Genomic DNA, 24,033 nt, shown 5'->3' on the forward strand with positions numbered 1-24,033 from the left:
ATGTCAAACAAAAAGCCAAGATGTAATCTTGGCTTTTTGTTTTGGGTTGCTATTATGCTTTTTGTAATACGTTGTTCGGATTGTAACCAAAGAGCTGATGTTTTTTTATGATTTCGGCAATCCCTTCCGGTAATAGTTTTTCCCATCCAGGGTTTCCTGAGCCGATCATTTTTAGTACTTCTCTGGAGAAAATTTTTAAGTGTTCTTTGTCAAAATCAGTAATGTCAACCACTTTACCGTTATAGGCGAAGAACTTATACAATTCTTTCATGCGCGGGTGCACCTTTAAATTTTGAGAAGTGATGATTTCTCCGTTTTCATCTTCCATAGGATATAAGAATACTTTCAAATCGCGGTAGAATAATTTACCAAATGCTTCCAGGATTCCCCCACTTAAATGACGATAGTATTTTTCGTCAAAAATATCAATCAAATTATTTACTCCCATGGCCAATCCCATACGGGCTTTGGTATAACTTGAAAAATATTCAACTACCTTATAATACTCCTGGAAGTTAGAAATCATTACGGTTTGCCCGAGCGAACAAAGTAATTCGGCTCTGTCCATGAAATCACGTTCGTCAATTTCACCTTCGGAGCGAAGATTCGAAAGTGTAATTTCAAAAATTACCAAGGTATTGTCTTTTTCTACTTTACTTTCTTCAAGGAACATTTTTAATGATTTCTCATACATGTCCATATTTACCTGAGTAACAGGGCGGAAACTTCCTCTGAGAGCTAATATGTTTTTTTTGTATAGTATAGAAGCCGGCAAAATGTTTTTTCCATCCGGGCCAAACATTACCGCATCAGTCATGCCGTTTTTAACCAATTGTAAACTCATCAATCGGTTGTCTACGTTGGCAAAGCGCGGTCCTGAAAAATTGATAGTATCAATTTCTAATTGGTCTTTATCTAAATGATCATACAGATAACGTAATAATTTCTTAGGATCGTTGTACTTGTAGTAGGCACCGTAAATAAGATTTACACCCAATACACCCAAAGTTTCCTGTTGCAAACGGGCATCGGTTTCTTTGAAACGAATGTGGAGTGTAATTTCGTTGTAGTCTTCATCGGGCTCTACTTGATATTTAATTCCAACCCACCCATGACCTTTGAATTGCTTTGCAAAGTCGATGGTAGCGACGGTATTGGCGAAACTGAAGAATATTTTGTTCGGATGTTTATCTCTTTTTAACCGTTTTTCAATTAGCTCAACTTCATGATTCAGCATTTTTTTCAAACGGCTTTCGGTTACATAACGACCATCGTCTTCAATACCATAAATGGCATCACTAAAGTCTTTGTCATAAGCCGACATAGCTTTTGCAATCGTTCCCGATGAACCTCCGGCTCTGAAAAAATGTCTAACTGTTTCCTGACCGGCTCCAATTTCTGCAAAAGTCCCGTAAATATTTTCATTTAAATTGATTCTCAGTGCTTTATCTTTAATGGCAGGAACCGATTCGATGGCTTTGTCGCCTTTCAGTTTAATGTTTGAAACAATATTATCCATAGTAATTTATATACATTGCAAAGTTAGTAAAATAGCTATTTTATAAAAAGATAATTAAGTCTATTTTTGTAATTAATTACTTTTAAGATTCACTCAAAAATATCATTATCAAAAACTGTGCTATGATGCAAGTTTATTTTCTTGGTACCGGAACTTCTCAAGGAATTCCTGTTATTGGCAGTAATCATCCGGTGTGTAAAAGTACCGATTTGAAAGACAAACGTTTGCGTGTTTCGGTTTGGATTACTTGGGATGATAATTCAATTGTGATTGATTGCGGTCCCGATTTCAGACAACAAATGCTTACCTCTGAATGCCATAGGTTGGATGCCATTCTTTTTACACACGAGCATGCTGACCACACAGCCGGTTTGGACGATATTCGTCCTTTTTTCTTTCGACAAAAAAAGGATATCCCTATATACGGGCACAAGAGGGTTTTAGAAAATCTAAAGACACGATTTGATTATATTTTTAAAACTGAGAACAAATACCCCGGAGCACCCGGAGTGGAAACATTTGAAGTAAAAAACAATCAAGAATTTACTATAGGCAATACTAAAATAACTCCTATAAATGTAAACCACGGAAATCTTACTGTTTTTGGTTATCGAATTCAGGATTTTGTATATTTAACTGATGTGAAATCAATAGACGATTCCGAATTTGAAAAGCTAAGAGGAGTAAAGGTCTTAGTGGTAAATGCTTTAAGAGAAGAATCACATCATTCACATTTTAGTTTGCAGGATGCCTTAGATTTTATACATTTGGTTCAGCCGGAGAGAGCCTATTTGACTCACATCAGTCATTTGATGGGATTTCATGAAGAAATTCAGCAACGGTTGCCTGCAAACGTTTATTTGGCCTACGATAATTTAAAAATTACCCTTTAATACTATGAGAAAGTCTTTGTTTTTATATCTCTTTATCATTGCTGTTTTAATGAATGTGTTTACTTATAAATACTTTTCATCTAAAGATGGTAGTGAACTGCAAACATTAACTGAAACAAATAAAAGAATGAAAGACAGTTTGTCGGTTATGACAAACAAACTATATGATGCCGATGCTTTTTCGTTAGAAAATAACGACAGAGCCCAAAATTATTTATCACAAAATGATATCAAAGCTTTTGAAGAAAAAGTGAAACAGGCGCTTTTAGCATATAACGATGATAAAGAAGGTAATAAATATACAGACCAAACCAAAATGGGGGAACAAAAGTTTATTATCAACAAGATAAAAATTTTAAACCACCGTTGGATTATTGCCAATTACAGCAATGGAGAGCTTTGGGGAGAAGTCCTATTGAAATACTTTGTAAACGATGACCAAACGATTTCTTTTGAAGTAATGAGTTCTTATTTGTATCCAAAAGAGTTAAATTAGCCATTTATAATTCTATACCATGAAAAAAACAGTTACACTTTTGGTTTTTACACTTGTCCTTTTTTCTTGTAAACTGACCAATAAAAATGAGGAAGTAACAGACGAGGTAAATACCAACGTAACAGTCAAAGATTCCAGCACTGTTAATGATAAAGATGAAAACGGTTGCCTGGCGTCAGCGGGTTATATTTGGTCAAAAGTTAATAAAGAATGTGTCAAAGGATTTTCAGGCATTCAACTTAATCCGGTAAACAATCCAAATAACGAAGATGAAACATTAAGTGCTTACGTCTTGTTTAGTCAGGATGCTGAAAAAGCCGAAATTTTTCTGCCCAATGATACGACTTCTATGGTTTTATCCAGAAGTGCCGAAGGGAAGCCTTGGATTTATCAGGACTGGCAACTGATTCCTTGGAAAGGTTATGTGCTCAAGAAAGGCACTGAAACCAAATTTACCGGTGACGGAGAAATAGGAAAAAAAGTAACCGGAACAGATACTGAACAATAACAAAAAAGGTCTTGATATTTCAAGACCTTTTTTATTTTAGGAAGATAACCAATTCCTGAAATCAAAGAAGTTTTGCGGTGCTACCCCGTGTCCAACCGGATATTCTTTATAAACAATGGCAATTCCGAGATGTTCAATAATCGGAATCGATTTGCGAGCCCATTCAACCGGAATAACCTGGTCTACAGTTCCGTGAGAAGCAAAAATTTTCAAATTACTGAAGTCGTTTTCCGCAAAAGTATCAACTGCAATTTCAGTATTCAAATACCCGCTCATGGCCACAACACGCTGAACCTTTTCAGGATAAGAAAGAGCCACGGCATAACTGAGTATGCATCCTTGACTAAACCCTATAAGGGTTACAGCTTGTGAGTCAATAGGATAATTAGCAATCAATTCATCAATAAAATTGGCAATAACATCACGCGAAGTCTGAGCTTGGTCTGTGTCAGAGAATTTATTCTCATCAGCATCAAAATTGATAGCATACCAAGCGTAGCTGCCGTGCATCAGGCTGTAAGGTGCTCGGGCAGAAATTACATAATAGTCGTCGGGTAATTCAGAGGCAAATGAAAACAAATCTTCTTCGTTGCTTCCGTAACCGTGAAGTAATAGGAGCAGAGGATTCTTTTCTTTTTTAATTTTAGGAGCCCTGACAAGATGGTGAAGAGATAAATTCATTACAGATTCTTAAATATATTTTGGAAAAAACCGCCTACCAAAGGCATTTCTCTTTTTTGTCCTTGTATAGCTCCGGAAAAACCAAATATCCATAGGATAAAGTAAAACAAATAAAAAGCAGAAGTTGCTGTCCAACTGTCGGCATAGCCTACAAAGTAGCCCAATAAAAAGAAAGAAATAAATAACCCCAGGGCTTGTCGGATATGAAAGGAAACGAATTCACTCCTGTTTTCCTCCTGATTCATAAAAATGGCAATCACACTTCCAATAATGGTTAAGTAAGCAATGATAGCGGTGTTTTTTGATTTGTCTAAGTTTTCCATAGGTTTTTATGCTAAAACTAGTTTTCCGTTGTTGTAAATGCCAATTGGCTTACCTTTCATTTGTTGGTGCAAAAAGGCAGAGTTTTTTGATTTAGATAAAATATTTGACTTGGTAAATGTCCAGTCAGTATCAGTCAGAAACAGACTCAAATTGGCTTTATTTTTTTCTGTAATGGATTCATTTTTAATAGCGAAAACAGACTTGCCGAAAGTCAGTTTTTCAATTACTTTATCTAATGGTAATACCGTTAACAAGGCTCCGAAAGCACTTTCCAATCCAATGGTGCCATTTTTGGCTAAATCAAATTCCATCTTTTTATGTTCGATGTCTATCGGATTGTGATCGCTTGTAATACAGTCAATCGTACCATCTAAAACTCCGGCAATCAATGCTTTTCGATCTTCCTCTGTGCGTAAAGGCGGCGTTACTTTATAACGGGTGTCAAAGTCTTCCAGCTTTTCATCGGTTAAAACCAAATGATGTACCGCCACACTGCAGGTCACAGCCAATCCTTTAGCTTTGGCTTCTTCAATTAACGCTACTGATTTTGCGGTAGATATTGTCGGAATGTGTAATTTTCCTCCGGTATATTCTAACAAAAATAAATTTCGGGCGACGATTAGTTCTTCGGCCAAGTTAGGAATTCCTTTTAAACCTAATCTTGTAGAAACTGCTCCTTCATTGGCTACACCGTTTCCTTTGATGGTCTCGTCCTGACAAAAGGCAATCACTAATCCGTCAAAATCCTGTGCGTATTGCAGGCCTATTTTAAGCAGATTTGCATTGGACAAACTTTTGTTATAATCACCGAAAGCCACCGCTCCTGCGTTTTTCATATCAAACATTTCGGCCAGATCTTTACCTTCACCGGCTTTGGTTAAAGCACCGATGGGATATAAATCAGTAGCGGCATCAGTTGCTTTTTGTTTTACAAAATGAACTTGCGATTGATTGTCGATAATAGGGTAGGAGTTGGGCTGCAATGCAATTCCCGTAAAACCGCTTTTGGCAGCAACATCCAATCCGTTAGCAATGGTTTCCCGATCTTCAAATCCCGGTTCCCCCATAGAAACGCTCGAGTCAAACCAACCTTGTGAAACGTGTAACCCTTCATGTTGAAATTCCTGATGAGTTTCAATATTCAGAATAGAAGTGCCAATTTCCTCGATACTGCCATTGGTGATTTTTAAATCAACAATTTGTTGATGATAAGGACTTTGAGGGTCTACAATGGTTGCTTTTCGAATGATTAGGTTCATTTTACAAATTTTTGAATGAGCAATTCTAAGGCTAAAAAGAGCAAGGTGAGCATCACAAACCATTTCCAGATTTGCGTATCGGTTCTGTCGGTTTGTATAGTGTTGAAAACCGATTCTATGTCGTCTATAGTTTTAAAATTGGCAGCGGCATCGGTATTGGCTAAGGCCAAATTACTTTCGGTTCGATTGTAATTAAAACTGATGTTTTGCACTAAATTCTCTTGGTTAAAGATACCAAAATTCCCGGCTTCTTTTGGATTGTCATTAAAAGTCATTTTCATTTTCGTGTTCAACAGTTGTTGCACCGGAATGAAACTTTCGGTATTGTTTTTCACGGTTAAAATCTCGTCTTTAGTTACCGTAGTAGTTACCACAAAGGGTTGATTTTCGCCAATCGTTAAAGCATTAACCCCTGTTTTTTGACTGCTCTGCGCCATGTTGTAAAACGTAGGAACAATCAGAGGAGAGTTTTGAAAATTACTGTTGGCTTTATTAATCGGTGCCGCAAAAACGTATACTGCCGATAGCGGATTTGATAAGGATGTTAAAAATGGGCTCTGATCTTCATATGTTAAAACTGCCGGAGAGGTGGAGCTCAATCCAAACGAAGTTTTGGTAGAAGGATACTGAAAATTATCGATTTTCTTCTCAAAAACGGTACTGAACAGCGGATGGTTGAAATTGATTTTGGTCATTTTCTTTTCTCCCGAAGTAAGGGCTTTCATTTGAATAGCTCCAAAATTTGAAAGGAATGAATTGATAGCAGCAACAGTACTTTCCTGTGCCGGAATAACCACCAAATTTCCGCCTTTGTTTACAAAAGATTTCAGGGTTGTTTGTAAAGCCTGAGGAATATCCTTTAACTCATTGAGAATTATAGCATCCTGTTTGTCCAATAAATTGTAATCTAAATTAGCAATCGGATAGTTGTTGTAATTGAATTCGTCAGCGGTATAAATTCGGCTTAAAAATTTGCTTTTATCGGTATCTCCTATGCTGATAACATTGGTTTTGCTGGGTTTAGAAATGCTTAAAAAATAGGTGTTGTCGTAGGCTAAACCTTTATCTGTAATCGAAACATAGCCATGAAAATCCTCTTTCGGAATGGTGAAATTGACGGTTTTGGTATTCGTTTCAAAAGTAATCAGCGTTTTGGCAATGAGTTTATTCTGGTTGTATAAAGCAATCGGAACTTCTGTAAAACCGCTTCCATTGGCAGATAGTTTTACACCAATTTCATAAAAACTATCTAATGTTTGTTGGATGTAAACGCTGTCAACGGCTACATTGTTTTTTTGTTCGGCTTGCGGGAGGATGAAATAAACATTGTCTTCTTTGCGGAAGCTTTTGGTTTGATTGGTTTCCAATCCAACAGCGTCGGTAATTACAATGATATCTTTGTTAAAAGCCGATTTGCGGGCATTGACTTTAGCAATCAGATTATCCAATCTGAAAGGTGTGGCACTGTATTTTAAATCTTGTAAATCTTTTTGAACGTTTTTAATGTCCGTATTCCAATACGTTTCAGAATTGGTAATCAGGGAGAAGTTTTGTGACTCAGGAGTGTGCTCCAGTAGGTCCTGAACAGCACGTTTGAGTAATTCACCTTTTTTGCCTTTGGCTTGCATACTGTACGAATTGTCCAAAATAATGTACATTTCGTTATTGGCTTTTTTACTGTCAACGGCTGTAAAAAATGGTTGGGCAAATGCTAAAATCAAACAAGCGAACAATAGTAAACGGGTAAAAAGCAAGAGCCATTTTTTGATGGTTGAACTTTTGCGGGTTTGTATAGAAAGTTCTTTTAGGAATTGTACGTTGGTGAAATATTCTTTCTTAAAACGGCGTAATTGAAATAGGTGTACTAAAATTGGGATAACCAATAAGAAAAGAAAATACAGTACTTCTGGGTGTTTAAATTGCATTTCAATTATGGTTTACCTCATACGATTTATTTTACCGGCTGTTCGGCGAATCTTGGATTTGTCAAAAATAGTAATCAATTGTTAATTATCAATTATCAACTATCAATTATTTCTTCTTTCTTTTGGCAGCTCGGTTTTTTAAAATATTTCTATTGACAGATGAACCGGTTTTCTTTTTGGTCTTTGAAGGACCTCCAAGGTTTATTTTCTTGTTTTTTTCTTTCTTTTCGTGAAAAGAAGCTCCACCTTCAAGTTTGGGTTTTTTCAACAAAAATTTCATTTTTTTCTTTTTGTCCTTTTCAAATTCCAATAAGCGCTCAGCTATTTCAACGGTTGAAGGCAGGTCGACGAATTGAATTTCCTTTTCCATTAATACTTCGGCTTCAAGCTGAATTTCTTCTTCTCTCGGACTGATTAAACTGATGGCAATACCCGATTTATCAGCGCGACCGGTTCTACCGATACGGTGAATGTATTGCTCCGGAATTTCAGGAAATTCGACATTAATCACATGGGTAATATCCGAAATATCCAAACCTCTTGCCATCACATCTGTAGTAACAATACCTCTTATAGCTCCGGCTTGAAATGAAGCCATTGTCTGCAAACGATAGTTTTGGGATTTATTCGAATGGATGATGCCAAATTGCTCAGGATAGATTTCTTCCAGCTTATCCGCCAGTAAATCCGCCGTTTTTTTATTGTTGACAAAAAGCAATACGCGTTCGTAAGCTTCCTCTTTTAATAATTCAACAATCAGATTTATTTTTGTCAAAAAGTTGGGTACATGATATCCCAATTGTTCAATTTGTTCCAATGGCGTACCACTTGGTGCCAACGAAACTTCTTCAGGAAAATCAAAATATTCTTCCAGCATTTCATCTACTTCATCAGTCATTGTGGCCGAAAATAAGATGTTTTGACGTTTGGTTTTAATCATGGTCAAAATTGAGGTTACTTGAAAACGGAAGCCTAAGTTCAGTATTTCGTCAAACTCATCAATGACTAATTTTTGTAAACTGTCAAAACGAATTACATTATCAAGTGCCAAATCCATGATACGTCCCGGTGTTCCAACTAAAATGTCAACCCCTTGATAAACAGCTGTTTTTTGAGTGTTGATGTTGACACCGCCATAAACGCCCAAAGTTCTAACCGACATGAATTGGCTTAATTTTTCCACTTCGGCAGCTACTTGAACCACCAGTTCTCGCGTTGGAACCAAAATCACTACTCGGGGAGTATCAGTTGCGACGAATTTCCATTGTTTTAAGATGGGCAATAAGTAGGCGAAGGTTTTACCGGTACCGGTTTGGGCAATTCCCATCATATCGCGTCCCGACATAATAACCGAAAATGATTTTTCCTGAATAGGAGTTGGGGTCGTAAGCCCAAGACTGTCAACGGCTTTTTGTAAAGATTTTGGGAGATTGAATTGCTCGAAAGTGCTCATTATGGGTGTAATTTGCCGCAAAGGTAAGGAATTCTTTTTTAGGCTCAAGAATCCGTATTTATGCCTCTGTCTGTGGTTAGTTCAGAGTCAATGTATTCAAATAAAAAAGCCCCGAAAATCGGAGCTTTTAAGATTGTATCAGTTGAATTATTCCTGCATGGTGTGGTATACGTTCATCACATCATCGTCTTCTTCAATTTTTTCCAATAGTTTTTCAACGTCAGCTACTTGTTCCGGAGTTAGTTCTTTGGTAATTTGCGGAATGCGTTCAAAACCGGAAGACAGGATTTCAATACCTCTGTTTTCTAATTCTTTTTGAATGGCTCCAAAACTTTCAAACGGCGCGTAAATCAAAATATCATCTTCATCGGCAAAGATTTCTTCGGCACCAAAATCAATAAATTCCAATTCCATTTCTTCGATGTCGATATTGGCTTTAGGAATGCGGAAATTACAGGTGTGGTCAAACATAAATTCTACCGAACCCTGAGTTCCTAAAGTTCCGTTGCATTTGTTGAAATAGCTACGGATGTTGGCTACGGTTCTATTGTTGTTGTCTGTTGCGGTTTCTATAAGTATGGCAATTCCGTGGGGTGCATATCCTTCAAACAATACTTCTTTATAATTGGCCGTATCTTTGTCGGTTGCTTTTTTGATAGCACGTTCTACATTTTCTTTAGGCATATTGGCCGATTTGGCATTCTGCATAACGGCTCTCAAACGCGAGTTAGCTTCCGGGTTCGGACCTCCTTCTTTTACCGCCATTACGATATCTTTTCCAATACGTGTGAAAGCTTTGGCCATTGCTGCCCAACGTTTCATTTTTCTTCCCTTTCTGAATTCAAATGCTCTTCCCATTGCTAAGAATGTTTTATTTAATTTAATTGTGGGTGCAAAAATAAAGTAATATTCGATTTATGCAAATGATAAATAGGAATCAAACCGGGTAACTCTTAAGGTCTTAATTGTTTGATGTCGCTCAGTATGTTTACAGCTTCGAGTATGTGATAATTTTGTTTGATGGTTTTCATTCTTTCCATGGTGCAACTTTTTAAATACTCATCATGTTTTTGAAATTCATCGTCAAACGAATTTTGTTCAACGGTTATCGGATACTCCTTTTCGGTAGCCGATTTAATAGATTTCCAGAGGTCATTGATTTTGTTTACGTCATTAAAAACGGCATCAAATTGCAACGTTATCGGAGGAAAATCATTATCGTAAAACGGATTTATTTTAGCATTGAGTGCGTTAATTTCGGCAGCTTCTTTACTGTTTTCAACGCGTTTTTTACTCAGTGCGATGGCTCCGGCATACAATTCATCTGACCATTTGTTGTATTTCAGTCTCACCCCGATTTCATCATTTTTCAAGGCAGTTTCGTTACTGTCTTCGCGAGGCATTTGTTTGTCAAACAATAACGGAATTTCCACATCGGGAGTGATGCCGATATACTGGTTACTTTTGCCTGTAATGCGGTAGAATTTCTCCAGCGTCAGCTTCAAAAACTCATCGTTATTTTTATTCAACGGAAAAATGCGCTGCATAGTTGCCTTTCCCAATGATTTGTTTCCAATGATGATTGCCCGGTTATAATCCTGCATGGCATTAGTGAAAAATTCACTGGCCGAAGCCGAAAAACCATTAATCATAACCACCATTGGTCCGTTGTACACAATGCCGCGATTGGTATCTTTCAGGATTTCTTTTTTGTTTCGGTTATTGTTCATTACCGCTAAAGGGCCATGATCGATAAACATGCCCGAAAGTTGTATGGCTTCTTCCATAGAACCCCCACCGTCGTTTTCTAAATCGATGATGATGCCGTCAACTTTGTCGGTATTCAGTTTGTAGATTTCTTTCGATACATCAGTGCTGACATTGGATTTTCCGTTTTCAAAGGTAGAGTAAAAACTGGGGATGCGAATATAACCGAAAACGCCGCTGTCTTTTTTCAGTTTAAAACTAAAGACATTGTTTTGGTAGTCTTTCATTATTTTCTTGACCAATTGCACACTGTATATTTCTCCGCTTTTCTTTCGGAAGGTAAAATCAGCAGTTTTATACTCGTTAGAACTGATGATTTCATCAATTTTTTTCATCGAAGCACAATCAATCTCGTACTCCGTTTCTTTGTATTTTATTTTTAAAAGCTGGTCGCCTTTATCGATTTTCTCAGTCATGTAGGCTGAACTCCCCGGAATGATATCGTCAACCGTCATTTCATCTTTCTCGGTCATTGAAACATACAGTCCGAAAGTCATGTTGTCTGAGCTTACAGTAGAGTAGAAGGATGATTTGTCATTGGCCGAGAAATATTCGGTATGCGGATCAAAATATGAACAAAATACTTCAAAGAAAATCGCCTGAAATTCGGCTTCGGTATATTGATAACTTTCGATCTTGCATCGGTATTTGTCAAATATTTTGGTTTTACTTTCCCGAGCAAGATGATCAAAATTTGCCAACAATGAATCTTTGTTGGTACTCAATTCAGCAACTTCGCGCAATATGTTAAACAGTATTCTCTTTTTATATAAATGTTTTACTTCGCTTTCATCTTTGACATAAGGAAATGCTTTTTTAGAAAACACCACTTTTTCAGTACTGCTCAGCGGAAACGGTTCTTTTTCGATAGCGGCCAGCAAGGTGATGTAGCGCGCAATGGTTTTGTTGTATGCCAAATAAAACTCGTGCAAAAAATCGCAATTACCCTCTTTGATGTAATCGTCAATTTTGTATTCGTGTTTTTTAAGAGCTTTGATTTCGGGCTCTATAAACAATCGGTTTTCTTCATCTAACCGACTCAACAAAGTCTTAAAAACATAAACCGATAAACTGTCGTCTACCGGTTTTGGTTTATAATGGTTCTCTTGAATTAAGGCATTCAGTTTTAAGAGTGTTTCGCACGGATTTTTTTCGGTTTGACAAAAGATAAAACCGGGAAACAGCAAGCCTATATAAAAGAGTTTTTTCACTTTGGATTATTTTTTATAAAAGGGAAGTTTCACCACTTTGGCGGCTACTTTATTGTTTCGGATTTGGATAAAAATAGGACTGTCTATCGCTGAAAATTCGGTTTTCACATAGCCCAAACCGATTCCTTTTCCTAAAGAAGGAGCCATAGTTCCCGAGGTAACGATACCAATGTTGTTGCCGTCTGCATCTACAATTTCATAATCGTGACGCGGAATACCTCTTTCAGTTAATTCAAAGCCCACCAATTTTCGGGTAACACCTGCTTCTTTTTGCTTTTTCAGATTTTCTGAATTGACAAAATCTTTAGTGAATTTAGTAATCCAACCTAAACCGGCTTCCAGAGGCGAAGTAGTATCATTGATGTCATTACCGTACAGGCAGAATCCCATTTCCAAACGCAAAGTATCGCGGGCTGCCAACCCTATAGGTTTGATACCGAATGAAGCACCGGTTTCAAAAACTTTGTTCCATATGTGTTCGGCATCTTCGTTTTTACAGTAAATTTCAAAACCACCTGAACCGGTATAACCCGTTGCAGAAATGATTACATTTTCAATCCCAGCAAATGGAGCCACTTCAAAATGATAGTATTTAATGGCAGCTAAATCAGTTGGGGTCAACGATTGCATGGCTTCTACTGCTTTAGGACCCTGAATGGCCAAAAGAGAATACTCATCCGAAAGGTTTCGCATATCTACTCCTAAATCATTGTGTGACGAAATCCAGTTCCAGTCTTTTTCAATATTGGAGGCATTGACTACCAATAAATATTGGTTTTCTTTCATACGGTACACGATTAAGTCGTCTACGATTCCCCCTTCGTTATTTGGTAAGCAGGAATATTGGGCGCGTCCGATTTCCAAAACCGAAGCGTCGTTAGAAGTTACTTTTTGAATTAAAGCGAGTGCGTTTTCACCGCTCAGTAAAAATTCGCCCATGTGTGACACGTCAAAAACGCCTACGCCATTTCTTACGGTCTCATGTTCGGCATTCACGCCTTCGTATTGTACCGGCATGTTAAAACCGGCAAATGGTACCATTTTCGCTCCAAGACTCTCGTGAATGTGTGTTAATGCAGTATTCTTCATTATATATTTAGTGTTGTGTTTTATAATTTTTTTTTAATTTCTGACGAATGGAGGCAGTAATTTGGTTGATACTTCTCCGAATCCAATGCGTACAGAGCTGTTTTGACAATAGCCTTTCATAATCACAGTGTCATTGTCGTTGATGAATTTGCGCTCCGTACCGTCTTTCATGATGATTGGTTTTTTACCACCCCAAGTCAATTCAAGCATAGAGCCAAAACTGTCTTCTGTAGGTCCTGATATGGTTCCGGAGCCCATCATGTCGCCTGAGTTTACCCGACAACCGTTAGAAGTGTGGTGCGTCAATTGTTGAATCATCGACCAATACATGTACTTGAAATTGGATTTGGAAACCAGAGTAGCTTCCACATTTTCGGGTTCTATATATACCTCCAGGTTGATATCGTAGGCATTTTTACCCTTTTGTTGCAAATAAGGAAGCGGTGTAGGTTCTTGTTTCGGACCTTTAACTTTAAAAGGTTCCAATGCATCCATGGTCACTATCCAAGGTGATATTGATGATGCAAAGTTTTTAGCTAAAAAAGGACCAAGAGGCACATATTCCCATTTTTGAATATCGCGGGCACTCCAATCGTTCAATAAAACCATCCCGAAAATATAGTCTTCGGCTTCGTTGATGGGAATGTTTTCGCCCATGATATTGGCATCTGTGGTGATAAAAGCAGTTTCTAACTCAAAATCAACCAGTCGGGAAGGTCCGAATACCGGGGTGTCTTCTCCGTTGGGTAGCGTTTGTCCCATAGGACGGTGCACCGGAATTCCCGATGGCACTATAGTAGAACTTCTTCCGTGGTAACCTACCGGAATGTGAAGCCAGTTAGGCAGTAAAGCATTTTCAGGATCGCGGAACATCTTACCGACATTGGTTGCATGCTCTTTACTCGAATAAAAATCAGTATAATCACCAATCATCACCGGAAGTTGCATCTCTACATCTTCCATTTTAAAAATAACAATATCGCGGTGTTTTTTGTTGTCTCTTAACTTGGGGTTGTTGCTGTCAAAAATATCTCCGATACGGTTTCTGACCAAACGCCAGGTTTTTTTTCCGTCGGATATAAAATCGTTCAAACTGTCCTGCATGAACATATCGTCGGTCAACTCAATTCCTTCAAAATAATTCAGCTGCTGTAATGCACCTAAATCAATCGCATAATCACCTATTCGGGTACCAATGGTGATGACATCTTCTTTGGTCAAAAACACACCGAAAGGAATATTTTGAATAGGGAAGTCGCTGTCGTCCGGAACAGTAAGCCAGGATTTTCTTGTAGGATCGTTAGTTGTTATGGGCATGATTTTGTTGATTTAGTTGTTGAAAAATTAAGCAATCAAATATATCATTAACTATTAATTTACCAAACGATTTTCGTAATTTTGACCTCAATTTAACGAAATAATTTCAAATGCAACGCGACGAACAAATTTTTGACTTAATTCTTGAAGAACAAGAAAGACAAATACACGGAATTGAACTAATTGCTTCTGAGAACTTTGTAAGCGATCAGGTGATGGAAGCAGCGGGGTCGGTACTTACTAATAAGTATGCCGAAGGTTATCCGGGAAAACGGTATTATGGAGGCTGTGAAGTGGTTGATGTCATCGAACAAATCGCTATTGACAGAGCAAAAGCACTGTTTGGCGCCGAATATGTAAATGTACAACCGCATTCCGGTTCTCAGGCCAATACGGCTGTTTATGCTGCCTGCTTAAAACCGGGCGATAAAATTTTAGGGTTTGATTTAGCTCATGGCGGACATTTAACTCACGGTTCTCCGGTGAATTTTTCAGGTAAATTATACAATCCAGTGTTTTACGGAGTAGATAAAGAAACCGGAGTATTAAACTACGATAAAATTCAGGAAATTGCTACCCAGGAACAGCCTAAAATAATCATTGCAGGGGCTTCAGCGTATTCCCGCGATATGGATTTTAAACGTTTCAGAGAGATTGCCGACAGTGTTGGTGCTCTTTTGTTAGCCGATATTTCGCATCCTGCCGGTTTGATTGCCAAAGGATTGATGAATGATCCTATTCCGCATTGTCACATTGTGACCACTACTACGCACAAAACGCTGCGCGGACCAAGAGGCGGAATGATTATGATGGGTAAAGATTTCCCTAATCCTTGGGGATTAACAACTCCCAAAGGTGAAATCCGAATGATGTCACACATATTAGACATGTCTGTGTTCCCGGGTAATCAAGGTGGACCCTTGGAGCATATTATTGCCGCAAAAGCAGTAGCATTTGGTGAAGCTTTATCCGATGAGTTTTTTACGTATGCCATGCAGGTTCAGAAAAATGCCAAAGCTATGGCAGAAGCATTCGTTAAAAGAGGGTACAACATCATCTCAGGCGGAACCGATAACCACATGATGTTGATTGATTTAAGAAACAAAAATATCACAGGTAAAGATGCAGAAATTGCATTAGGGAAAGCCGAAATTACTGTGAATAAAAACATGGTGCCGTTTGATGACAAATCACCTTTTGTAACTTCGGGAATTCGAGTTGGAACGCCGGCTATCACAACACGCGGTTTGGTGGAAAGCGATATGGAAACTATTGTTGATTTAATTGACAGGGTTTTGATGAACGCTACCAACGATGAATTATTAGAAGAAATAGCAGATGAAGTAAACGACATGATGAGCGAAAGAGCCATTTTTGTTTACTAAAACAGCTTTAAATCAATAAAATCAAACCTTCAAGAGTTCGCTTTTGAAGGTTTTTTTATGACAAATGTTAGATTTTCATTAGAGCAATTGTTGTAAATTTGAATTACAAAATTCATAAATACCAAAATTGCATGAAGTTGCTCAAAGCCATCTCCTTTTTTTCTGTTCTCTTAGTAATTTCCTGTTCTAAAAAAGACAATGGTGAAATCCAACCCACCAAAGGCAGCATCACCGAAAGTGTCTATGCATCTGGAGTAGTAAAATCTGAAAATCAATATACAGTATACGCTACGGTTAGCGGCCTACTGCAAAAAATAGAAGTTACGGTCGGACAAACGGTTTCGACGGGACAGCCGTTGTTTCAAATTGAAAGTGACAAAGCAGCTTTAAGTACCGAAAATGCCCGATTGGCTTATCAGCTAAGCAATGAAAACAGTCGCTACATTCAGGATAAAATAGCTGAAATGGAGTCAAAAGTTCAGGCAGCGAAAGACAAGCTGGCCTTGGATCAATCGGTTTACAATCGCAACAAGAATATCAAACAATACAACATCATTTCTGAGGTTGAATACGAACGGGTGGAATTGGCCTATAAAAATTCAAAATCTAACTATGAAGCAGCTTTAAAGCAATTGTCACAGTTAAAATTGCAGTTGCAAAACGAACAAAGTAAAAGCAACATCAACCTTAAAATCAACGAAAAATCACAAAGCGATTTTACAGTGAAAAGTGCCATTAATGGAGAGTTGTTTGATGTTTTGGTAAAAGAAGGAACTTTGGTCAATCCGCAAACGCCTTTGGCGATTATCGGCGAAAAGAATGCCTATCTGCTCGAATTAGATGTAGATGAAAATGATATGGTTCGCGTAAAATTGGGACAAAAATTAATTGTAACCATGGACAGTTATAAAGGCAAATCTTTTGAAGCTACTGTTGATAAAATTTATCCCATTATGGATGTGCGTTCACGTACTTTTAAGATTGAAGCGCATTTCATCAATCTTCCCGAAAAACTGTATCCCAATCTGACGGCTGAAGCCAATATTATTGTCAGAACCAAAAAAGAAGCTCTCACTATTCCCAGAAATTACCTGATTGACAACCAGTATGTTTTGGTGAATGGTGATGAAAAACGCAAAGTAAAAATTGGGCTAAGCGATTATCAACATGTTGAAATTTTAGACGGATTGACCGCTGAAGAAACCATCTACAGACCGAAATAATGAATTTCAAACTCATCATCAACATTGCATTACACTTGCTCCGTGCGCGATTGAAACAAACCGTGGTGGCCGGAGTAGGGGTTACTTTCGGTATTGCCATGTTTATAACTTTGGTGAGTTTTATGAACGGGTTGAATGATTTGCTTGATGGTTTGATGCTCAATCGAACGCCGCATGTTCGTTTATATAACGAAATAAAACCTTCTGAAAATCAGCCTATATCCTATGCTGAAAATTATAAAAACAACACCAATTTTATCGCCTCGGTCAAACCAAAAGATAGGGGCAAAGCTATTTACAACTGCAAATCAATCATACACGATTTAAAACAAGACAAACGTATTGTTGATGTGGCACCCAAAATCACAGCGCCGGTATTTTTTAATTCGGGAACTATTGAAATTTCAGGAGTTATCAATGGTATTGATGTGTTGGCAGAAGAAAAATTATTCAAAATCAGTGAATACATTATTGAAGGTCAGATCCCCGATTTGCTAGAGAACAACAGTATCATTATAGGGAAAGGATTAGCCAATAAGATGTTGTTAAAAAAAGGAGATATCATCAAAGTAACCACATCCAAAGGCAATTTAGCATCGTTAAAAATTGTCGGGATTTCCCAAGTTGGGATTTCCGAAATTGATGATGTGATGAGCTATACATCCTTAGTTACGGCTCAAAAGCTGTTGGGAGAACCTACTAACTACATAACGGATATTCAGGTAAAAGCCTTTGATATTACTACAGCTCCGGCATTAGCTAAGGAATTTGCCCTGAAATACGATTTGGATGCCATAGATTACCAAACAACCAATTCACAATTTGAAACCGGAAGTTCTGTTCGAAGTATTATTTCCTATGCCGTGGGGATAGTGTTACTGATTGTGGCCGGTTTCGGGATTTACAATATTTTAAATATGATGATTTTTGAAAAGATGGACAGCATTGCTATTCTCAAAGCCACCGGATTTTCAGGTAATGACGTGAAGTGGATTTTTATATCGCTTTCTATGGTTATTGGGATTGCGGGTGGTATTTTGGGACTGGTTTTTGGTTATGTTTTTTCAAGTATCATCGATGTGGTTCCTTTCAACACGGCGGCATTGCCCACCATCAAAACGTATCCTGTCAATTACAATCCGATGTTTTATGTTATCGGAATTACTTTTGCCTTAGTAACCACTTTTATAGCCGGGTTATTTCCGGCGTTGAAAGCCAGTAGAATCGATCCGGTGGAAATTATCAGAGGAAAATAAATGAGCAATATTGTTTTAGAAACCAAAGGTTTGACCAAATACTTTTACGACCCGATTCAGTTTCAGGTGTTGAAGTCAATTGATATGAGTATTAATCATGGCGAATTTGTGTCAATTGTAGGGAAATCAGGGTGTGGGAAATCAACTTTATTGTACTTGCTGTCTACGATGGATACCGATTATGAAGGCGAAATCTACATGCATGAAGAGTTAGTAACCGGTAAGTCTGATAAAGAATTGGCTCAAATCAGAAATGAAAAAATTGGTTTTGTATTTCAGTTTCACTACTTGCTTTCGGAATATAATGTCCTGAAGAATGTAATGTTGCCGGGCATGAAGCTCAATAAATTGTCGGAAGAAGAGATTGAACACAACGCTATGCAACATCTCAAAACACTTGAAATGCAGGATCAAGCCTTAAAAATGCCCAATCAGTTGAGTGGAGGCCAAAAACAAAGGGTGGCTATTGCGAGGGCTTTAATCAACAATCCTTTAATTATTATGGGAGATGAGCCAACCGGAAATTTGGATAAGAAAAACAGTGATATAGTATTCGATATTTTCAAGCATCTGACTCAGGATCACAACCAAACCATTTTGGTGGTTACCCACGATAATGATTTTGCAGCCCGAACGCAAAGAACCATAACGATGGAGGACGGCCGGATTATTACTTAATCTTTGATGACCAAATCGTATTTTTCCAACAATCCTTTCAAACCTTCAGTCGAAAAAACGGCTTTTTTGATTTTGTTTTTTTCAGGATCAAAAGCGTAATCATAACTGGTGGAAAAATCAACTTTATTGGCGATAGTGTCAATAAAAACGGCTCTTCTCAGATTGCAATTATCGAATAGCGCTTCCGTCAAATCACAACCCATGAAATCAACCGAAATCAGACTGCAATTGATGAATTGAATTTTACGCAGTTTCAACGCGTAAAATTTAGCATAATCCAACAAACAATCTTTGAAGTGAAATTCGTGTATCACTTGGTCAGTCATGGCAAAATTCACGTTGGTAAAATTACATTTGGTAAACCAAACTCCGCGAAACGAAACATAATTGATTTTAGCTTCTTTAAAATTGCATTCTACAAAATTACAATCTAAAAACGAAACCGTTTTAAAGGTGCAATTGGTAAAGTCGCAGTGACGAAATGTACAATTTTCAAATTCTTTGTACTGGGTGTTGTCATCATCAAAGATATCGAACTGAAATTCCTGGTCTAAAATATAATCGGGATGCATGAGTCTTTTTTTGATCGATAAAGCTACTAATTTTTGTAATATTGATACAGAAATAAAAATGTATGAATATAACCCAACCTTACTTTAAGGTTTGCATCCGTCAAAATAACCAATAATCCAATCATCATGACCATTCATCAATCAAAAATTAACAGAATTTTTAATCTTATTGTACAATCGCTCAAAGGCGAAGCACATGATTACACTCAAGGCAATGTAAAAATTGCTATTGTATTGTTGGCGATTCCCATGATACTCGAACTGAGTTTGGAATCGGTTTTTGCTGTAGTCGATATTTATTTTGTAGGCCATTTACCCAATGCCGATGTGGCTGTGGCGACAGTCGGACTTACCGAAGCCGTGATTTCTCTTGTTTATACGCTGGGAATCGGACTAAGCACCGGGGCAACGGCAATTGTGGCCCGTCGTGTAGGAGAGAAAGATTTTGAAGCCGCTTCTAAGTCGGGCGCACAAGCCATTTGGATTTCATTTATAATATCTGTAATTGTTGCAGTTTTAGGATTTCATTTTGCTGCTGATATATTGAAAATAATGGGAGCTCAGCCAGAAGTAATAGCTCATGGAACTTCTTTTTCCAAGATTATTTTTGCCAGCAGTCCGGCCATCATTTTATTGTTTTTAATCAACGGAATTTTTCGTGGTGCCGGCGATGCAGCGATGGCCATGCGAAGCTTGTGGTTGGCCAGTTTGATTAACATCATTTTATGTCCGTTACTCATTTACGGCTACGGACCGTTTCCTGAATTGGGATTAACCGGAGCAGCTGTTGCTACAGCCACGGGAAGAACGATAGGAGTGGTGTACCAGTGTTGGCATTTATTCTTAAAAAGTCGTACCATTAAAATTTACAAAAAGTACTTTCAACCCGATTTAGAAATTGTAAAATCGCTTTTGAGCATATCGACTCCGGCTATGTTTCAGTTTTTTATCCAAAGTGGTAGTTGGATTATTTTGACGTATATCGTTTCCATCACCGGAAGTACCGATGCGAGCGCCGGTTATCAAATTGCGATTCGAAATGTAGTGTTCTTTATTCTTCCGGCTTGGGGATTGAGTAATGCGGCTGCAACTTTGGTTGGGCAAAATTTGGGGGCCAAACAACCGGAACGCGCCGAAAAAAGTGTACTGCTGACTACAAAATACAATGTGATTTTCATGAGTTTGGTGACTTTTTTATTTGTGTTTTTTTCCGAAGCGATTATCGGGATTTATACCGCCAATGAAGTCATTTTGAAATACGGGAGTCAAGCCTTGCGCATAATAGGGTTAGGCTATATTTTTTACGGCATCGGTATGGTGATGATTCAGTCGCTCAACGGAGCCGGTGATACCAAAACGCCGACCTGGATTAATATTTTTTGTTTTTGGATGATACAGATTCCGTTAGCCTGGTTTTTGGCTTTGCATTTAGAACTTGGACCTGTTGGTGCTTTTATTGCCATTCCTGCAGCCGAAACAGTGTTGGCTTTATTGGCATTTTATTTCTTCAAAAAAGGAAAATGGAAGTCTGTTGAAGTATAAAATAAGAGAATAAAAGGGTTAAAAATAAAAAACGCTCAAGTGATTGAGCGTTTTTTTGTGACCTCGACAGGATTCAAACCTGTAACCTTCTGAGCCGTAATCAGATGCGCTATTCAGTTGCGCCACGAGGCCTTTTTGTGGGTGCAAATATAGATATATTTGGTAAACTTGCAAGCCTATTGTGAAAATTAAAGCAATATTTTTTTAGTTTTCCAATGCTCTTGAAGTTACAAAGTACCGCCAGGCAATAATGGCCAGCTGCCATTTTTTAGCTTTGGCCAAATCTAATTGACGCTTGGTAAAGCTGGGTAAAAGCAGCTTGTTTAGTTTGGCTAATATTCTGTACATTTTTTTGTGTTTGGTATAAAGATAACAAAAAACAACTTTTGGCTATTTTCAGATTATCAATCATCACACTTTTACGCGGTTTTTTTCGCTTTCGGCTCCGTTAGAATCGTACTGATTTTTAGTTTTAAACGATTTTCCGAAACTGTAAGTAAACGTCAAAGCCACAAACCGGCTGTCTAATTTATTTCTCCAGTTAGCTTCAGTGTTTTGAAGATTTCGAATGATTCCGTTGTTTAGATTGGAATAGAAGAGGTCATTTACAGCCAGTTTGATACTACCCTTATCGTTAAGTATTTTCTTTTGTACTCCTATATTAATGTTAGATCTCGATAAGAGAACAAATTGAGAGCTTACTACATCGGTTTGGTAGGTTCCGCTCAGTTCTGCCGACCATCCTTTTTGAAATTTAAAGCTGTTATTCATCGAGAAGTTCCAAAAGGTACCAGAGGTTTCCAAGTCTTCAGTATACAATTTACTTTTAAATCGGGAATGGGTTATTTCGGTATATGCATTGGCTGTCCACCATTGGGTTAATGAAATTTGGGCGTTGGCATTCCAACTGAAGTATTGACTTTTACCAATGTTTCCCGGGCGACTGTAATAAATTCCGTCGTTGATTTCGATGGTTTCGTTGATGTCATCTTTCGAATAGCCATAACTTAAAGTGGTTGAAAACAGACTTTTGTACCGATACGATAACTCGTAATTATCGGTAAACGAAGGATTCAAGAATGGGTTTCCCGAATAGAAGGTAAACTTATCGAGCGGACTCACAAACGGATTCAAATCCTGAAAATACGGGCGATTGATTCTTCTCCCGTAATTTACCACTAAGGAATTGTTTCCGATAGTATCCAATTTGTATTGTACATAAATCGTAGGGAAGAGGTTGGTGTAATTTTTACGGAATTTTGATCCCGTTTGTTCTACATTGCCTAACTGATGGCCTTTGGATTCTGTGTTTTCAATACGTAAACCGGTTTGGATGTTGAAACGTTTGAAATTGGTATTAAAATTAATGTATGCCGCATTGATGGTTTCATCATACTTGAAATGATTACTGGTGTTGTAATTTGGTATTTCCTGACCGTTTATTATATCTCTGTAATCCGCGATGTTATCGGTTTTCGTATAACTGATTTTATAACCGGTTTCCAATTGGCTTCCATTTTTAAACGGCAATGTATAATCGGATTTGAAGGAATAAATAGCAATATCGGAAGGCAAATATCCTTTCAACTCATCCTGATTGGAAAGCGAATTATCGGGTTGGTACGTATAATTGTTAAATTTTTGGCGGGTGGCTGTATCGTATTTCAGATAATCAACATCAAAAGTAATTCGTTGCCCCAAACTATCAATGTCGTGGCGCAGATTCAGGTTGACACCACCGTTCTTGAATTTTTCTTTTTGGCGGTTGTATGCCACAATTGATGAATCTAAAACCGAATTGGCATCGGTAATATCGCTCAGTACATCCGAGTTCTTGTTGACATTTCTCAGTGTCCCGCTTAAACCGACTCCGATGGTTGTCTTTTCTGAAACATAATAATCCATACCGATTTTGGTATTGACTGAATGTACTTTAACCCGAATATCACTGTCCTGATGGAAAAAGCTCTTAGTGCTTCCGTCATCGTTTTTAAATTTCCGAAAAATGTACAAATCATTCATCGGATTGTTTTCGCCATAGCCAATATTCCCGAAGATCCGCACCTTATTATTCATATAGTTAAAGTTGAAGCCTTGTCGGGTTTGAAAGCGTTTGCCTTGCCCAACTCTGGAAGTCAGGTTGCCGTTGAAACCTTTGGCTTTAGATCTTTTGGAGACAATATTGATAATTCCGGCGCCGCCTGCAGCATCGTATTTTGCCGGAGGATTGGTCATTAATTCTATTTTATCGAGTGTGCTGGCCGGTAATGATTTAAGGTAAGCTTCGAGTTCGGCTCCTGACAAATAGGTGGGTTTGTCATCAATAAATACTTGAACGCCACTTTTACCTTTGAAGGTAATGGTGCCGTTTTGATCTACGGAAATTCCTGGAGATTTTTCCAACACATCCATTGCATCGCCGCCACCGGCTGTAATAAATGCATCAACGTTGACTACTGTTCGGTCGATTTTGTTTTCTACAAAGGGTTTCTTTTTGGTGATGACTACTTCATTTAGTTGGTTTGCATTGGATGCTTCGAGCAAAACAAGAGGTAATTCGATCTCAGGATTAGCAATGGTTAGAGCTATGACTTTCCCAATAAATCCTTTGTAAGAAGGGTTTTCAATTTGAATTTGATATTCGTTTTCTGATAAGTTGTCAAAAACATAATTTCCTTCGGAGTCTGTTAATTCAATTTTAATAACCGCATTTGTTTTCGGAACTATTAATGTTACCGGAAGTTGGCTAATTGGTTGATTTGAAGTTGTCGCAACTCTTCCTTTTATTTTTAAACCGGATTGTGCTTGGGTTATTCCTGATATTAGAAAAAATACCGAGAACAGCATTTTGATTTGATTGTTCATTTTTTGATTGATTGATTAATTGATTGATGTAAAAAAACCACTAATTGAGCTAGTGGTTTTTGCTATGGTT

General features: G+C 37.8%; 21 protein-coding genes and 1 tRNA gene. 8 read left to right on the top strand and 14 right to left on the bottom strand.

Annotation, left to right across the window (positions count from 1 at the left end; genetic code table 11):
* Positions 1–52: 52 nt before the first annotated feature.
* On the bottom strand, positions 53–1,510 hold the full coding sequence (locus EZL74_RS04840) for a TonB-dependent receptor (RefSeq protein WP_161971702.1): 1,458 nt from the start codon (positions 1,508–1,510) through the stop codon (positions 53–55).
* 134 nt (positions 1,511–1,644) lie between these two features.
* Here EZL74_RS04840 and EZL74_RS04845 point away from each other — a divergent pair, with 134 nt between their 5' ends.
* From EZL74_RS04845 to EZL74_RS04855, 3 genes are read left to right on the top strand one after another with little or no spacing between them, the layout of a single operon-like run.
* A complete protein-coding gene (locus EZL74_RS04845; protein ID WP_131475612.1) occupies positions 1,645–2,412 on the top strand; it encodes an MBL fold metallo-hydrolase in 768 nt (255 codons plus the stop codon).
* A 4-nt stretch (positions 2,413–2,416) separates the two neighbouring features.
* Complete coding sequence (locus tag EZL74_RS04850; protein ID WP_131475471.1) at positions 2,417–2,908, top strand: hypothetical protein; 492 nt, start codon at positions 2,417–2,419, stop codon at positions 2,906–2,908.
* Between the two features lie 19 nt (positions 2,909–2,927).
* Complete coding sequence (locus tag EZL74_RS04855; RefSeq protein WP_131475472.1) at positions 2,928–3,416, top strand: hypothetical protein; 489 nt, start codon at positions 2,928–2,930, stop codon at positions 3,414–3,416.
* 36 nt (positions 3,417–3,452) lie between these two features.
* Here EZL74_RS04855 and EZL74_RS04860 read toward each other — a convergent pair whose 3' ends face one another.
* The 9 genes from EZL74_RS04860 to fahA form a co-directional block, all read right to left on the bottom strand.
* Positions 3,453–4,097, bottom strand: coding sequence for an alpha/beta hydrolase (locus EZL74_RS04860; RefSeq protein WP_131475473.1), 645 nt, complete (start codon positions 4,095–4,097; stop codon positions 3,453–3,455).
* Positions 4,097–4,420: a DUF4870 domain-containing protein gene (locus tag EZL74_RS04865; RefSeq protein WP_131475474.1), complete on the bottom strand. Its 324-nt coding sequence runs from the start codon at positions 4,418–4,420 to the stop codon at positions 4,097–4,099. Before EZL74_RS04865 ends, EZL74_RS04860 begins: the two co-directional genes overlap by 1 nt.
* A gap of 6 nt (positions 4,421–4,426) precedes the next feature.
* On the bottom strand, positions 4,427–5,680 hold the full coding sequence (locus EZL74_RS04870; protein WP_131475475.1) for a dihydroorotase: 1,254 nt from the start codon (positions 5,678–5,680) through the stop codon (positions 4,427–4,429).
* On the bottom strand, positions 5,677–7,605 hold the full coding sequence (locus EZL74_RS04875) for a vWA domain-containing protein (RefSeq protein WP_131475476.1): 1,929 nt from the start codon (positions 7,603–7,605) through the stop codon (positions 5,677–5,679). Before EZL74_RS04875 ends, EZL74_RS04870 begins: the two co-directional genes overlap by 4 nt.
* Before the next feature lie 106 nt (positions 7,606–7,711).
* Positions 7,712–9,058 carry a DEAD/DEAH box helicase gene (locus tag EZL74_RS04880; RefSeq protein WP_131475477.1) on the bottom strand — a complete coding sequence of 449 codons (1,347 nt, stop codon included), beginning with the start codon at positions 9,056–9,058 and terminating at the stop codon, positions 7,712–7,714.
* A gap of 147 nt (positions 9,059–9,205) precedes the next feature.
* Complete coding sequence (locus EZL74_RS04885) at positions 9,206–9,916, bottom strand: YebC/PmpR family DNA-binding transcriptional regulator (protein ID WP_131475478.1); 711 nt, start codon at positions 9,914–9,916, stop codon at positions 9,206–9,208.
* 95 nt (positions 9,917–10,011) lie between these two features.
* Positions 10,012–12,036, bottom strand: a complete 2,025-nt coding sequence (locus EZL74_RS04890) for a S41 family peptidase (protein ID WP_131475479.1) — start codon at positions 12,034–12,036, stop codon at positions 10,012–10,014.
* Positions 12,037–12,042: 6 nt separating this feature from the next.
* Positions 12,043–13,125, bottom strand: coding sequence for a glycine cleavage system aminomethyltransferase GcvT (gcvT, locus tag EZL74_RS04895; RefSeq protein WP_131475480.1), 1,083 nt, complete (start codon positions 13,123–13,125; stop codon positions 12,043–12,045).
* Positions 13,126–13,158: 33 nt separating this feature from the next.
* Entirely contained in the window at positions 13,159–14,442 is a 1,284-nt protein-coding gene (fahA, locus tag EZL74_RS04900; RefSeq protein ID WP_131475481.1) for a fumarylacetoacetase, read from the bottom strand.
* Positions 14,443–14,552: 110 nt separating this feature from the next.
* Between fahA and glyA the strand changes: the two genes are divergently transcribed.
* The 4 genes from glyA (at position 14,553) to EZL74_RS04920 (ending at position 18,984) form a co-directional block, all read left to right on the top strand.
* Entirely contained in the window at positions 14,553–15,827 is a 1,275-nt protein-coding gene (glyA, locus tag EZL74_RS04905; protein WP_131475482.1) for a serine hydroxymethyltransferase, read from the top strand.
* Positions 15,828–15,958: 131 nt separating this feature from the next.
* Entirely contained in the window at positions 15,959–17,050 is a 1,092-nt protein-coding gene (locus tag EZL74_RS04910) for an efflux RND transporter periplasmic adaptor subunit (RefSeq protein ID WP_131475483.1), read from the top strand.
* Positions 17,050–18,306, top strand: coding sequence for an ABC transporter permease (locus EZL74_RS04915; protein ID WP_131475484.1), 1,257 nt, complete (start codon positions 17,050–17,052; stop codon positions 18,304–18,306). The genes EZL74_RS04910 and EZL74_RS04915 overlap by 1 nt, the downstream gene beginning before the upstream one ends.
* Entirely contained in the window at positions 18,307–18,984 is a 678-nt protein-coding gene (locus tag EZL74_RS04920; protein WP_131475485.1) for an ABC transporter ATP-binding protein, read from the top strand.
* On the opposite strand, the gene EZL74_RS04925 is transcribed toward EZL74_RS04920, so the two are convergent.
* On the bottom strand, positions 18,981–19,556 hold the full coding sequence (locus tag EZL74_RS04925; RefSeq protein ID WP_131475486.1) for a pentapeptide repeat-containing protein: 576 nt from the start codon (positions 19,554–19,556) through the stop codon (positions 18,981–18,983). The two genes, EZL74_RS04920 and EZL74_RS04925, sit on opposite strands and share 4 nt — an antisense overlap.
* A 126-nt stretch (positions 19,557–19,682) precedes the next feature.
* Between EZL74_RS04925 and EZL74_RS04930 the strand changes: the two genes are divergently transcribed.
* On the top strand, positions 19,683–21,098 hold the full coding sequence (locus EZL74_RS04930; protein WP_131475487.1) for an MATE family efflux transporter: 1,416 nt from the start codon (positions 19,683–19,685) through the stop codon (positions 21,096–21,098).
* A 58-nt stretch (positions 21,099–21,156) separates the two neighbouring features.
* Here the strand turns inward: EZL74_RS04930 and EZL74_RS04935 are convergent.
* The 3 genes from EZL74_RS04935 to EZL74_RS04945 form a co-directional block, all read right to left on the bottom strand.
* Positions 21,157–21,230: transfer RNA gene (locus EZL74_RS04935), tRNA-Arg, on the bottom strand.
* 72 nt (positions 21,231–21,302) lie between these two features.
* A complete protein-coding gene (locus tag EZL74_RS04940; RefSeq protein ID WP_131475488.1) occupies positions 21,303–21,446 on the bottom strand; it encodes an SsrA-binding protein in 144 nt (47 codons plus the stop codon).
* Positions 21,447–21,509: 63 nt separating this feature from the next.
* Positions 21,510–23,963 carry a TonB-dependent receptor gene (locus EZL74_RS04945; protein WP_131475489.1) on the bottom strand — a complete coding sequence of 818 codons (2,454 nt, stop codon included), beginning with the start codon at positions 23,961–23,963 and terminating at the stop codon, positions 21,510–21,512.
* Positions 23,964–24,033: the final 70 nt, after the last annotated feature.

Source organism: Flavobacterium silvisoli (genome assembly GCF_004329815.1).
In the GTDB taxonomy this organism is placed as follows: Bacteria; Bacteroidota; Bacteroidia; order Flavobacteriales; family Flavobacteriaceae; genus Flavobacterium; species Flavobacterium silvisoli.

Bases quoted from the DNA above. Each gene is read 5' to 3' on its own strand.
- EZL74_RS04845 (WP_131475612.1), top strand. From the start codon at position 1,645: ATGCAAGTTTATTTTCTTGGTACCGGAACTTCTCAAGGAATTCCTGTT.
- EZL74_RS04850 (WP_131475471.1), top strand. From the start codon at position 2,417: ATGAGAAAGTCTTTGTTTTTATATCTCTTTATCATTGCTGTTTTAATG.
- EZL74_RS04855 (WP_131475472.1), top strand. From the start codon at position 2,928: ATGAAAAAAACAGTTACACTTTTGGTTTTTACACTTGTCCTTTTTTCT.
- EZL74_RS04860 (WP_131475473.1), bottom strand. From the start codon at position 4,097: ATGAATTTATCTCTTCACCATCTTGTCAGGGCTCCTAAAATTAAAAAA.
- EZL74_RS04865 (WP_131475474.1), bottom strand. From the start codon at position 4,420: ATGGAAAACTTAGACAAATCAAAAAACACCGCTATCATTGCTTACTTA.
- EZL74_RS04870 (WP_131475475.1), bottom strand. From the start codon at position 5,680: ATGAACCTAATCATTCGAAAAGCAACCATTGTAGACCCTCAAAGTCCT.
- EZL74_RS04875 (WP_131475476.1), bottom strand. From the start codon at position 7,605: ATGCAATTTAAACACCCAGAAGTACTGTATTTTCTTTTCTTATTGGTT.
- EZL74_RS04880 (WP_131475477.1), bottom strand. From the start codon at position 9,058: ATGAGCACTTTCGAGCAATTCAATCTCCCAAAATCTTTACAAAAAGCC.
- EZL74_RS04885 (WP_131475478.1), bottom strand. From the start codon at position 9,916: ATGGGAAGAGCATTTGAATTCAGAAAGGGAAGAAAAATGAAACGTTGG.
- gcvT (WP_131475480.1), bottom strand. From the start codon at position 13,125: ATGAAGAATACTGCATTAACACACATTCACGAGAGTCTTGGAGCGAAA.
- fahA (WP_131475481.1), bottom strand. From the start codon at position 14,442: ATGCCCATAACAACTAACGATCCTACAAGAAAATCCTGGCTTACTGTT.
- glyA (WP_131475482.1), top strand. From the start codon at position 14,553: ATGCAACGCGACGAACAAATTTTTGACTTAATTCTTGAAGAACAAGAA.
- EZL74_RS04910 (WP_131475483.1), top strand. From the start codon at position 15,959: ATGAAGTTGCTCAAAGCCATCTCCTTTTTTTCTGTTCTCTTAGTAATT.
- EZL74_RS04915 (WP_131475484.1), top strand. From the start codon at position 17,050: ATGAATTTCAAACTCATCATCAACATTGCATTACACTTGCTCCGTGCG.
- EZL74_RS04920 (WP_131475485.1), top strand. From the start codon at position 18,307: ATGAGCAATATTGTTTTAGAAACCAAAGGTTTGACCAAATACTTTTAC.
- EZL74_RS04925 (WP_131475486.1), bottom strand. From the start codon at position 19,556: ATGCATCCCGATTATATTTTAGACCAGGAATTTCAGTTCGATATCTTT.
- EZL74_RS04930 (WP_131475487.1), top strand. From the start codon at position 19,683: ATGACCATTCATCAATCAAAAATTAACAGAATTTTTAATCTTATTGTA.
- EZL74_RS04940 (WP_131475488.1), bottom strand. From the start codon at position 21,446: ATGTACAGAATATTAGCCAAACTAAACAAGCTGCTTTTACCCAGCTTT.
- EZL74_RS04945 (WP_131475489.1), bottom strand. From the start codon at position 23,963: ATGAACAATCAAATCAAAATGCTGTTCTCGGTATTTTTTCTAATATCA.